Annotated in this window: 6 protein-coding genes; 4 read left to right on the top strand and 2 right to left on the bottom strand. The window is 66.2% G+C overall.

What is annotated here, in order from left to right; translation table 11 throughout:
* Window positions 1-124: 124 nt before the first annotated feature.
* On the bottom strand, window positions 125-1,462 hold the full coding sequence (locus HU719_RS16870; protein ID WP_186536822.1) for an MATE family efflux transporter: 1,338 nt from the start codon (window positions 1,460-1,462) through the stop codon (window positions 125-127).
* Window positions 1,463-1,763: 301 nt separating this feature from the next.
* Here HU719_RS16870 and HU719_RS16865 point away from each other — a divergent pair, with 301 nt between their 5' ends.
* A complete protein-coding gene (locus HU719_RS16865) occupies window positions 1,764-6,668 on the top strand; it encodes an alpha-2-macroglobulin (protein WP_186536823.1) in 4,905 nt (1,634 codons plus the stop codon).
* Between the two features lie 51 nt (window positions 6,669-6,719).
* On the opposite strand, the gene HU719_RS16860 is transcribed toward HU719_RS16865, so the two are convergent.
* The gene (locus HU719_RS16860; protein ID WP_186520171.1) at window positions 6,720-7,013 is read right to left on the bottom strand and encodes a hypothetical protein; all 294 of its coding nucleotides are present in this window, start codon (window positions 7,011-7,013) and stop codon (window positions 6,720-6,722) included.
* 59 nt (window positions 7,014-7,072) lie between these two features.
* Between HU719_RS16860 and pbpC the strand changes: the two genes are divergently transcribed.
* From pbpC to HU719_RS16845, 3 genes are all read left to right on the top strand, one after another.
* The gene (gene pbpC, locus HU719_RS16855) at window positions 7,073-9,421 is read left to right on the top strand and encodes a peptidoglycan glycosyltransferase PbpC (protein ID WP_186536824.1); all 2,349 of its coding nucleotides are present in this window, start codon (window positions 7,073-7,075) and stop codon (window positions 9,419-9,421) included.
* Between the two features lie 233 nt (window positions 9,422-9,654).
* Window positions 9,655-11,088 (top strand): collagen-like triple helix repeat-containing protein, encoded by a 1,434-nt coding sequence (locus HU719_RS16850; RefSeq protein ID WP_186536825.1) that lies wholly within the window; start codon window positions 9,655-9,657, stop codon window positions 11,086-11,088.
* Window positions 11,089-11,178: 90 nt separating this feature from the next.
* Window positions 11,179-12,849 carry a ShlB/FhaC/HecB family hemolysin secretion/activation protein gene (locus HU719_RS16845; RefSeq protein WP_186536826.1) on the top strand — a complete coding sequence of 557 codons (1,671 nt, stop codon included), beginning with the start codon at window positions 11,179-11,181 and terminating at the stop codon, window positions 12,847-12,849.
* Window positions 12,850-12,971 lie beyond the last annotated feature (122 nt).

Below are 12,971 nucleotides of genomic sequence, written 5' to 3'. Positions count from 1 at the left end.
CGTCGGCTCGCCTGGATTGCGAATTTACTGTTGAGGCACTGTGGATATGAGTCTGCAGGTGAGGGCTTTGCCTTCATTCGCGACACGAGGCCGCTCCTACCTGAAGGCGGGTTACCGGCCAGCTTCAACGCACCCATCCCCCACACCGCTGCAACCGCCACCCCATCCACCCCAATGTCACCGCCCGCAGCGCCATGAACCCCAAAAACGCCAGCCACAGCCCGTGGTTGCCGAGCCCCTTCAGCGCCAGCGCGAAGGGCAGGGCGATCAGCACCGAGGCGAGCATCGCATTGCGCATTTCACGGGCTCGCGTGGCGCCGATGAACAGCCCGTCCAGCAGATAGCTCCACACCGCAATCAACGGCAACACGGCCAGGTACGGCAAGTACGGGTAGGCCGCCGCGCGCACGCTGGCGATATCGGTCTGCAGGTCGATGAACAGATGCCCGCCAAACAGAAACGCCCCGGCAAATGCCAGGCTGACAATCAGCGACCAGGCGCAGGCCACCACCAGCGAGCGGACCAGCGCCTGGCGGTCACGGGCGCCGATGGCGTGGCCGCACAGCGCCTCGACCGCATGGGCCAGGCCGTCCAGCGCATAAGCGGTCAACAACAGGCCGTTGAGCAGCAGCGCATTGGCCGCCACCGTGGCCTCGCCCAGCCGTGCGCCCTGCACGGTGAGCAACAGAAACACCACCTGCAATGCCAGGCTGCGCAGAAAGATATCGCGGTTCACCGCCAGCAACGGTCGCCAGGCGTGCCAGCGCTTGAGTGCCGCCCAGGCGATGCGCCCCGGGTAGGCGCGCAGCGCCGGGCGGGTGAGGGCAAGGCCCAGCAAGGCGCCGCTCCACTCGGCGATCACCGAGGCCCGCGCTGAACCCACCACACCCCAGTCCAGGCCAAGTACGAACCACAGGTTCAGGGCGATGTTGAGCAGGTTGGTGCTCAACAGGATTGCCAGCGGCGCCCGGGCGTTCTGCGTGCCGAGGAACCAGCCGACCAGTGCATAGCTGGCCAGCGCCGCGGGCAAACCGAGCAGGCGGGTATGGAAGAAGGCTTCGGTGGCGGTGTGCAACGCCTCGCTTGGCTGCATGGCCTTGAGCGCCAGCTGGCTGAAGGGTATGGCCAGCAAGCCGATCAACATGGCCAGGCCCAATGCCAGCAGCAGCCCTTGCACCAGCACCTGGCGCAGCGCGGCGCCGTCGGCGCGCCCGGCGGCCTGGGCGGCGAAACCGGTGGAGCCCATGCGCAGGAAGCCCATCAGCCCGACCATGAAGGTGAACATCATTGCCCCCACCGCCACGGCGCCCAGTTGATGCGCATGGGGCAGGTGGCCGATGACCGTGCTGTCTACCAACGCCACCAGCGGCACCGATACGTTCGACAGGATCATCGGTGCGGCCAGGCCCCAGACCCTGCGGTGGGTCGGGCGGTGGCGCCAGGCGGCGGACAGTGCAGACATGCGGGCTCCAGCGTAAAGGTGATGTGGGAAGTTTCAGGGTTATCAGACAGCCTGATCCGGCCTCATCGCAGGCTGGCGCCAGCTCCCACAAGATCAAGAGCCACGCAGTTCACTGTGGGAGCTGGCGCCAGCCTGCGATGGGGGCGGATCAGGCGTATAGAGCAATGGCCTACACAGTGTACCGGGCAGGCAACCCCTCGACGCGAACACGGTCTCAATCGCCGCGCATCAGCAGGAAACCCTGCCGTTGTTGCGCTATAGTGCTGCCCTCAAAACACGCTGCCGAAGAGTTCTCTCTCAAATGCTCAACAAAGGATTGTTGCTGGCCTGTGCGCTGGCCCTGCTTAGTGCCTGTGATTCCTCCACGCCGGACAAGCAGCCGGCCCCCGTAGACACGCCCGCCGCCGCCGCACCTGCAGAAAAACCGCAGGCCAAACGCGAAGACCCGGCGGTGCTGGCCAAGCGTTATGCCGGCCGCGAGCTCAGCGTGCTGGACGTCTCGGAAGTGCAACTGGACGGCGCCAGTACGCTGTCGGTCAGCGTTTCTGCGCCGCTCGATGCCAACCAGGACTTTGCCACCAAGCTGCACCTGGTCGACACCGTCAAGGGCAAGGTCGACGGCGCCTGGGAGCTCTCCGAAAACCAGATGGAACTGCGCCTGCGCCACCTTGAGCCGCAGCGCAAGATGGTCCTGACCATCGACAAAGGCCTGCTGTCGGTCAACGGCAACAGCCTGCAGAACGAGTCGGTCAGCCGTTTTGAAACCCGTGACATGCAAGCCACCATCGGCTTCGCCAGCCGCGGTTCGTTGCTGCCTACCCGCGTGGCCGAAGGCCTGCCGGTGATCGCGCTGAACGTCGACAAGGTCGATGTCGAGTTCTTCCGGGTCAAGCCGGACATGCTCTCCAGCTTCCTGGCCAACTGGGGGCGCAGCAGCAGCCTGTACTACTACCAGTCCAAGGAACTGCTGGACATGGCCGAGCTGGTCTACGGCGGCCGCTTCGACCTCAACCCTGCGCGCAACACCCGCGAGACCGTGCTGCTGCCGATTGCCGGCATCAAGCAATTGCAGGAGCCAGGCGTATACCTGGCTGTGATGCGCGCATCGGGGACCTACGACTATTCGCAGCCAGCGACGCTGTTCACCCTGAGTGATATCGGCGTCTCGGCGCACCGCTACCGTGACCGCCTCGACGTGTTCGCCCAGGCGCTGGAAGGCGGCAAGGCGCTGAACGGCGTCACCTTGGAGCTGCACGACGACAAAGGCAAGCTGCTGGCCCAGGCCAAGACCGACAGTGACGGCCATGCGCAACTGCCGATCACGGCCAAGGCCGATACCCTGATTGCAACCCAGGGCGTGCACACCACGCTGCTGCGCCTGAACACCGCAGCGCTGGACCTGGCCGAGTTCGACATCACTGGCCCGCAAGCCAACCCGTTGCAGTTCTTCATCTTTGGCCCACGTGACCTGTATCGCCCAGGTGAGACCGTGCTGCTCAATGGCCTGCTGCGTGACCAGGATGGCAAGCCGGTCAAAGCCCAGCCGGTCAACGTCGAAGTACGTCGCCCCGACGAGCAGGTCAGCCGCAAGTTCGTCTGGGAAGCCGATGCCAACGGCCTGTTCCAGTACCAACTGCAACTGGCCACCGAGGCCCCGACCGGCCGCTGGCAGTTGCTGCTCGACCTCGGCGGCGGGCGCAAGCAGGTGTACGAATTCCTCGTCGAGGACTTCTTGCCCGAGCGCCTGGCGCTGGAACTCAAAGGCAGCAGCAAGCCGCTGTCGCCTGAACAGACCGCCACCATCCAGGTCAACGGCCGCTATCTGTATGGCGCCCCGGCTGCCGGCAACCGCCTGAGCGGCCAGGCCTATGTGCGCCCGCTGCGTGAAGCGGTCAAGGCGCTGCCGGGCTACCAGTTCGGTGCAATTACCGAAACCGAGCTGAACCAGGACCTGGAACTGGACGAAGTGACCCTCGACCAGGCCGGCAAGGCACGTATCGACATCGAAAGCCGCTGGAGCGAGGCCCGCTCGCCGCTGCAACTGAGTGTGCAGGCCAGCCTGCAAGAGTCCGGTGGCCGCCCGATCACTCGCCGCCTCGAGCAGCCGATCTGGCCTGCCGAGCGCCTGCCGGGCCTGCGCGGCCTGTTTGATGGCGAAGAAACCGACAGCAACGGCCTGGTCGAATTCGAGTTTCTGGTCGCCGACCGTGATGGCAACAAGCTTGCTGCCAACAACCTCAAGGTGCGCCTGATCCGTGAGCGCCGCGACTACTACTGGAACTACTCGCAGAGCGACGGCTGGAGCTACAACTACAACGAGAAATTCCTCACCCAGGACGAGCAGACCCTCAGCGTCAAGGCCGGCTCCACTGCCAAGCTGAGCTTCCAGGTGGAGTGGGGCCCGTACCGCGTCGAGGTTGAAGACCCGCAGACCGGGTTGGTTTCCAGCGAGCGCTTCTGGGCTGGCTGGCGCGCCCAGGACAACGCCGAAGGCGGCGCCGTGCGCCCTGACCAGGTCAAGATCGCCCTGGACAAACCTTCCTACAAAGAAGGCGGCAGCGCCAAAGTCACTATCACCCCGCCTGCCGCAGGCAGTGGCTACCTGATGGTCGAGTCCGCCGATGGCCCGCTGTGGTGGCAGGAAATCGACGTACCCGTCGAAGGCAAAACCTTCGAAGTCGACATCGACAAGAAATGGGCCCGCCATGACCTGTACATCAGCGCGCTGGTGATCCGCCCGGGCGAGCGCAAGGCCAACGCCACGCCGAAACGCGCCGTCGGCTTGCTGCACCTGCCGCTGGACCGCGCCGAGCGCAAGCTTGCCCTGAGCCTGCAGGCGCCAGAAAAAATGCGCCCCAAACAGCCGCTGACGGTGAAGTTCAAGGCCGCCAATGCTGACGGCAGCGTGCCCAAGCAGATCCACGTGCTGTTGTCGGCAGTGGATGTGGGCATTCTCAACATCACCGACTTCAAGACCCCTGACCCGTTCGCCAGCCTGTTCGGCCGCAAAGCCTATGGCGCCGACCAACTGGACATCTACGGCCAGCTGATCGAGGCCGGCCAAGGCCGTCTGGCCAGCCTTGCCTTCGGTGGTGATGCGGCGATGGCCAAAGGCGGCAAGCGCCCCAACACCACGGTCACCATCGTGGCCCAGCAGAGCCTGCCGGTTACGCTGAACGACAAGGGTGAAGGCCAGGCAACGGTCGATATCCCTGACTTCAACGGTGAGCTGCGCCTGATGGCCCAGGCCTGGACCGACGAGCACTTCGGCATGGCCGAGGGCAAGACCGTGGTCGCGGCACCGCTGATTGCCGAGCTGTCGGCGCCGCGCTTCCTGGCCGGCGGCGACCGCACCAACCTGGCGCTGGACCTGTCCAACTTGTCCGGGCGTGCCCAGCAATTGACTGTGCAGCTGCTCACCGAAGGCCAGTTGAGCCTCACCGGCAGCACCCAGCAGACCATCAGCCTGGCCGAAGGCCAGCGCAGCACGCTGATGATCCCGGTACAGGCCCAGGGCGGCCTCGGCCAAGGCAAGGTGCGGGTGCAGGTCAGCGGCCTGCAACTGCCAGGCGAAACCGCGACAGCCTTCGAGCGCGAGTGGACCCTGGGCATCCGCCCGGCCTACCCGGCCATGCTCAAGCACTACCGTGTGGCGCTCAAAGACCAACCCTGGACCCTGCCGGAAAGCGACCTGGCCGAGTTCGAGCCGGCGGGCCTTGAAGCCAGCCTGGCGCTGTCGAGCCGCCCGCCGCTGAACCTTGCCGAGCAGATCCGCGCGCTTGAGGCCTACCCGTACGGCTGCCTGGAGCAAACCACCAGCGGCCTGTACCCGTCGCTGTACGCCGACGCCGACAGCCTCAAACGCCTGGGCATCAAGGGCGAGCCGGCCGATGTGCGCAAGCGCAAGATCGAGATGGGCATCGAGCACCTGTTGGGCATGCAGCGCTACAACGGCAGCTTTGGCCTGTGGAGCTCGGACAGCGAAGAGGAATACTGGCTGACGGCCTATGTCACCGACTTCCTGATGCGCGCCCGTGAGCAGGGCTACGGCGTACCCGCCGATGCGCTGAAAAAGGCCAACGAGCGCCTGCTGCGTTATGTGCAGGAGCGCAACCTGATCGAGTTGAGCTACACCCAGAACGCCGACCACAGCCGTTTTGCCGTGCAGGCCTATGCGGCGCTGGTGCTGGCGCGTAGTCAGCAGGCGCCGCTGGGTGCGCTGCGCAGCCTGTTCGAGCGTCGCGCCGACGCCCGGTCGGGCCTGCCGCTGGTGCAACTGGCGGTGGCCCTGGACAAGATGGGCGACAAACCGCGTGCGCAGCAGGCGCTGCAGGCCGGCCTTGCCGCCAGCCGCAGCAAAGGCTGGCTGTCCGACTACGGCAGCGCCCTGCGTGACCAGGCGCTGATTCTGGCGCTGCTGCAAGAAAACAACCTGGCGGCCAATCAGGTCGACCAGCGCCTGTTCGCGTTGTCCGATGAGCTGGCCGCCAACCGCTGGTTGTCGACCCAGGAGCGTAACGCGCTGTTCCTCGCTGGCCGTGGCCTGCTGGGCAAGCCTGAAAGCAGCTGGAAAGCGCGTCTGGACAGCGCCGGTGAAGTGCGCGATTTCGACAATGCCGATTCGGGCATGAAGCTTGAAGGCCCGTTGCTGGCCTCGCCGCTGACCGTACAGAACCAAGGCAGCGACACCATCTACCAGCAACTGACTGTCTCTGGCTACCCACGCCAGGCCCCGCCTGCCAGTGGCAATGGCATGGAGATCCGCCGCGAGTACCTGGGCATGAACGGCCAGGCACTGGATGTGCGTAACCTGCGTAGCGGCGAGCTGGTGCTGGTGCACCTGGCACTGCGTTCGCAGGACAGCGTGCCAGACGCGCTGGTGGTCGACCTGCTGCCGGCCGGCCTTGAGCTTGAAAACCAGAACCTTGCGCAAAGCGCTGCCAGCCTGGACAACGCCAGCTCGGCGGTGAAGGAGTGGCGCGACTCGATGCAGAACGCAAGCGTGGTGCACCAGGAGTACCGCGATGACCGTTACGTCGCGGCGCTGAAACTGGACGGCTACAGCACCACGCACCTGCTGTACCTGGCCCGTGCCGTGACCCCTGGCAGCTACCGCATTCCGCCGCCGCAGGTGGAGTCGATGTACCGGCCTAACCTGCAAGCGGTGGGCAGCAGCCAGGGTGAGATGGTGGTGCGCGGCCGTTAACGGGCGTGTATCAACGTTGCTCGGGGGCGGCGCAGTGCCGCCCCCGGGCTATCAATGCACCACCCAGCTCAACACCCACAACCCAAGCACCGCCCAGATGATGCCCAGGATGATCGATGCGCGCATGAACGCGCGCACCGCGGAATACAGCAACAGCAGCCCGACGATCAACGCCAGGATGCTGACCAGCGAAGTATCCATCCCCAGCGCCCGCGCCAGGCCATCGATGAAATTGCCGCCGGCATTGGCCAGCAGGTTGAACAGCCCGCTCAGGCCGTCGACGATGAAACGGATCACCGACCCCAGCACCTGGCCCAGCCAATCGAAAAACCCTTCTACGTGCATAGTCGCTTCCTGATGATCACTTCAAGCCTTTGGCCATTACCCGGCCCGGTCAGTTCCCGATGCCAAGCTTAGCCCGCCCGCAGGTTAAAAGAATGCTCCAGCGTATCGCCATCGGCGCCTTGCTGGCCGTGGCGTTGCTATGGGCCGCCGACCGTATCTGGCCGTTGCCGATGCCCGGCGATGACCTTGCCCGCGTGGTGCTTGCCGAGGACGGTACGCCGTTGTGGCGCTTTGCCGATGCCGAGGGGGTGTGGCGCTATCCGGTCACCCAGGAGAACGTGTCGCCGTTGTACCTGGAGGCGTTGCTGGCGTACGAGGACCGCTGGTTCTACCAGCACCCCGGGGTCAACCCGATGGCCCTGGCGCGTGCGGCGTGGCTGAACCTGCGGGGCGGGCGCGTGGTGTCGGGGGGCAGCACACTGTCGATGCAGGTGGCACGCCTGCTCGACCCGCACGACCGCACCTTGGCCGGCAAGCTGCGTCAGTTATGGCGTACCGCGCAGTTGGAGTGGCACCTGTCCAAGCGCGAGATCCTGCAGCTGTACCTTGACCGCGCGCCATTCGGTGGCACCTTGCAGGGGGTGGCCGCTGCCAGTTGGGCGTACCTGGGCAAGTCGCCGATGCACCTGACGCCATCGGAAGCTGCGCTGCTGGCGGTATTGCCACAGGCCCCGAGCCGGCTGCGCCCGGACCGCCACCCCGAGCGCGCCCAGCGTGCACGCGACAAGGTGCTGCAACGCCTGGAGGAATACCACGTGTGGCCAGCTGCGCGCATCGCCGAGGCCCGTGAAGAACCGCTGCTGCTGGCTCCGCGCCAGGAGCCAGCGCTGGCGCCGTTGCTGGCGCGGCGCTTGAACAGCGCCAACAGCCCACCCCTGATTCGCACCACCATCGATGCTGCGTTGCAGCGGCGCCTGGAGGACCTGCTGCTGGGCTGGCGCGCGCGCCTGCCTGAGCGCACCTCGGCGGCGCTGTTGGTGGTCGAGACGCAGAACATGGCGGTGCGCGCTTACCTGGGTTCCATCGACCTTGCCGATGAACGCCGCTTTGGCCATGTCGACATGGTCCACGCGCTGCGTTCGCCGGGCTCGACGCTCAAGCCGTTCCTGTATGCCATGGCCATGGACGAAGGCCTGATCCACTCCGAGTCGCTGCTGCAGGATGTGCCAAGGCGTTATGGCGACTACCGGCCGGGCAACTTTTCGATGGGCTTCAGCGGCCCGGTGTCGGCCAGTTCCGCGCTGGCGCTGTCGCTCAACCTGCCGGCTGTGCAACTGCTCGAAGCCTATGGGCCCAAGCGGTTTGCCGCGCAGATGCGCATGGGCGGGGTGCCGTTGATCCTGCCGCCGCTGGCCGAACCCAACCTTTCGTTGATTCTGGGCGGGGCCGGCAGCCGGCTGGACGAACTGGTTGGCGGCTACGCAGCCCTGGCCCGCGAAGGGCGCAGCGCCAGAATTCGCCTGCAACCGCAGGACCCTCTGGTTGAGCAACGCCTGCTGTCGCCGGGCTCGGCGTGGATTACCCGGCGCATTCTCAGCGGCCAGGCGCGCCCGGACCGTGACCCCAATGCCGAGCTGGTGCAGCGCCCGCAACTGGCCTGGAAGACCGGCACCAGCTACGGCTTTCGCGATGCCTGGTCGGTGGGCGTCGGGCCGCGTTACTTGATTGGCGTGTGGATCGGCCGCCCGGACGGCACGCCGGTACCGGGGCAATTCGGCCTGGCTTCGGCGGCGCCATTGATGCTGCAGGTGCACGACCTGCTCAGCAACCGCGATGCCCAGCGTGGCATCCGGGTGCCGGTGGAACCGGTGCCGGCATCGGTCGGGGTGGCGGCGATCTGTTGGCCATTGGGCCAGCCCATGAACCGCCAGGACCCCAACTGCCGGCGCCAGCGGTTTGCCTGGACGCTGGACGGCACCACGCCGCCAACCCTGCAGGCTGCCGACCAGCCGCTTGGGCTTGGCCTGCGCGATACGGTCTACGTCAACGCGCAGGGGTTGCGGGTCGATGCCAGTTGCCCAGGCGCCGTTGCCCGTGACATCGCCCTGTGGCCGGCGCCCCTTGAGCCCTGGCTGCCCAAGGCAGAACGGCGCAGTGCGCGCCTGCCTGCGCTTGACCCTGCTTGCCCGCCGCAACTTACCGGCAGCGCGCCGCCGCTGGCGATTGTCGGCGTGCGCAGCGGTGACAACCTGCGCCGCCCGGCCAGTGCCAGCGAACCGCTGCAATTGCACGTCTCGGCGTTGGGCGGCAATGGCCGGCGCTGGTGGTTCCTCAACGGGCAGCCGTTGGGGGAGACCCAGGGCCAGGACAGCCTGCTGGTGCACTTCGAGCAGGCCGGCCGCATCGAACTGAGCGCCCTGGACGAGAGCGGCGAGACGGCCCGCGTCGAGTTTCAGGTCAGCGAGTGAAGGTGACTAGTCGCTTGGGCCTACACCCTTGGTGGTAGGCCCTGACCTGCGTTTTGTAAGCGTCTGAAACACCAACCTTTTTGCACCCTGTACAGGCACCCAACGCAAGGGTTAATACCAAGTTGGGAGCTATCGGTTTCGAACCTCGGGGACTTCACTGCTGACTGTAGGGATAAGCAGGCGCAATCAAGCGCCGCGCTTTCCAACAACAACGTAGCAGCAGGAGTCTTCCCATGAACAACCAACCGTGGATGAAGGCGGCTACGGCGCTGACGATAGTCATGGCGCTGGGCCTTGGAGGATGCAGTAGCGGCGGCGGTGGCAGCCACAGCGCGGTGGACGGCTCGTCCTCGGGAAGCTCTGGCGGCGGCAGTGGTGGTGGCGGAACCGGCGGCGGCCCAGGCGCTGGCGGCGGCAACGGCAGTGTCGGTGGAGGAACTGATGGCGGCCTGGTAACCGCGCAGATCGTTGACCAGGCCGGCACCACGGTGTCGGGGCTCGGCGATGGCGTAAGCAATCTGGGCCAGGCCATCGGCGCCCTGCCCATCGCCGGCAGCACGGCATTGACGGGCGGGGTGGGGGCGTTGGTGTCCTCCACTGGCACTGCGCTGAACACGGTTGGCAGCGGGCTGAGCGATGGCCTTGGCCAACTCGGTAGCGGCAACAACGCAGTCGGCACCACAGTGGGCGTTGTCGGCGCAGCCACCGGCGACCTCGGCACCGGTGTTTCCGGGCTCGGCCAAGGCTTGCAGGCATTGGCCAGCGGCTCGCCGGTCGAGCAGGTGCCACTGGTCAACCAGGTGGTCGCAGGCGCGGGGCAAGGCGTTGACCAGGTGGGCCAGGCGGTGACCATGCTGGGCGACACGCTGACCCCAATCGGCACCAGCGGCCCGTTGTCTGGTGCTACCCAAGGCGTGAGCGATGCGTTGGTGCCGGTGGTCTCGCTGGTAGAAAACACCACCGCCAACGCCACGCGCCAGACCGGCCTTGCCGGCCCGCTCAACCAGGCCCTCGATGGCGTAGGCAATGCCCTCGGCCAGGCCGGCCAGCAGGTTGCGGGCGCCGGTAACGGCAACCCTGTGACCGACACCACGGGGCAACTGGTCAGTAACCTTGGCGCTTTGGTCGGCACCAGTGCGGGCCTTTCTCCGACCGGTGGCCAGGCGCGTACCGGCCTGCTGGAAACCGTCGGCGGTGTAGTGGCAGGGGCGGGCAGCGGGCTTGGCCTCGGCACCAGCAACAGCGCAGTGGCCAGCGCCGCCGGCAGCACCGTGCAAGTGGGCAATACTGTCGCTCGGTTGGGCACTGTGCTTGGCGGCAATGGCGTGACCAACAACGCCGCTGGCGCCCCGGTTGCGGCGCTCACCCAGCAAGTGGGCGGTGGCCTCAATCCGGTGGTCGGCGGTGTCGCCAGCGTCACCCGCCAAGTCGGCGCCAGCACCGGGCTCGGTACGCCAGTGGCCGGTGTGCTGAACCAGGTCGGCGGAGCGGTGGGTCATGTCGGCACGCAATTGGGCGGCGCCAGCAGCAACCCGGTTGTCAGCCAGCTCGGCACCACCGTGGGCGCGCTGGGCGGCACCGTTGGCCAGGCCGGCAGCTTGGTCAATGGCGGCGCCTCTGGCCAAGGGCTAGGCGGACTGGGTGGTCTGCTTGGCGCTTCTCGCTAGTGGCCGTAAGCCAGCTCAGCACCTACGCTTGCAACAGTGCCAGGGACGCCGGGGGGCGTCCCTGCTTCAACCGGATCATGGAGTGTCCGCATGCGCCGAATGGCCGTGACCTTATTGATGCTGGCCGGGGCCGAGCTGGCCTGGGCCGAACCCCTGCCGGGTTTTCTCAACAGTAACGACACCGAGCGCCGGCTACCCAGCAACAACCTGCCCGTAGATGCCTACCGCCCAGGCGCGGCGGGTTTGCAGGTGCCAGCCCCAGCCAGCGCACCGCAACAGACGTTGCTGATGAGCACGCGGGTGCAGGTGCGCAAGGTGCGCTTCGAGGGCGGCACCGTATACCCCCTTGGTGATCTGCGCGACCACTATCAGCCGGTCATCGGCCGCGAGATCCCGTTGGCCGACCTGATCGAGCTGACCCGACGGCTCACCCAGCGTTATCAGGATGACGGCTACCTGCTTTCCTACGCGTATCTGCCGCCCCAGGACTTCGCCGATGGCCGGGTGCGGGTGGTGCTGGTGGAGGGCTACGTTCGCGACGTGCAGGTGGAGGGCGATATTGGTTCGTCGCGCGCCTACCTCGACCGGCTGCTGAACAAGCTCAAGGCCGAGCGCCCCCTTACCCGCAAGACCTTCGAACGCTACACCAGCCTGGTTACGCGCATACCGGGCGTGACCTTCCGTGCCGAGGTACCGCCACCCGGCACCAGCGATGGCGCCACCCGCTTGGTGGCGGTGGCTGCGCGCAAGCCGTTCACCACGACCCTCAGCCTCAACGAAAGCAGCCGCGACGACCTGCAGGCGCTGCTGGGCGCCAGCAGCAATGCCCAGACCCGCTATGGCGAGCAGCTCAGCGCCAACGTGCTGGTGCCGCCGGGCGAGGACAAAGAGCACTACCTGCGGGTCGACTACAGCCAGTTCATCGATGACGAAGGCTCGCGGTTGCAACTGTCAGCGGCGCGCTACCGCAGTGACCCGCGGGCGCGCATCCTCCTCGCAGATGGTAACCAGCTCAGCCAGCACCGCGAGAACGAGCGCTACGCCATTGGCCTGAGCCAAGTGCTGATTGCCTCACCCAATGAATGGTTCGAGGTGCTCGGGCGGTTCTATGCCGTGAACGATCGCATCGATTACCAGGTGGCCAATGCGCCGTTGCAGTTCGACAGCCAGACCGACATCCGCGCACTGTCGTTCGAAGCGGACTGGCGCAAGGCCGAAGCCCATCGCCTGCGCATCCTCAGTGCCGGGGTTTACCAAGGCCTTGACCGGCTCGGCGCGCGCAGCAATGCCGACCTCGACCTGGACTTTCTGCGCTTGCGGGTTGCCGGCATGCAGAGCGACAACTTCACCGAGCAGTGGCAGGGCGTAGCCTCGGCGGCGGGGTACTGGAGCAACGACAGCCTGCCTGACAGCGAACGCGCTGTATTTGGCGGGCAGACGTTCGGGCGGGGCTACCCCAGCGACCAGGCCTCCGGCGACAAAGGTTGGGGGGTGGCCTACGAGATCAACTACAGCCTGCGCCGCGAAGGCGACTGGGTGAAGGTGCTGCAGCCCTATGTGGTGCTGGATGCGGCGCGGGCGTGGTTCAACGAGCTGGACGTGCAGAAGGCGCGCATGTCGTCGGCAGCGGTTGGCCTGCGCTTGGGCGACATGCGCTATTACAACATCGCCGTGGAGGTGGCCAAGCCTATGTCCGACATCGCGTTGGACAGCTTCAATCGACGGCCGCGGGTGAACCTGAGTTTTAGTTATCAGCTCTGAGGTAAAGGTCGTTGTTGGCGCGAACTGGAATCTGGGCCAGGGTTCAATACTGCGGCTGTGGGCGTTCTCCGTAGGAGCGGCCTTGTGTCGCGAAAGGGGTGCGAAGCGCCTCCATAATTTCT

This window comes from Pseudomonas farsensis, assembly GCF_014268805.2.
GTDB classification, from domain to species: Bacteria; Pseudomonadota; Gammaproteobacteria; order Pseudomonadales; family Pseudomonadaceae; genus Aquipseudomonas; species Aquipseudomonas farsensis.
Note: the sequence above shows the minus strand (reverse complement) of the source record. Positions and strands in the feature narration are given on the sequence as shown.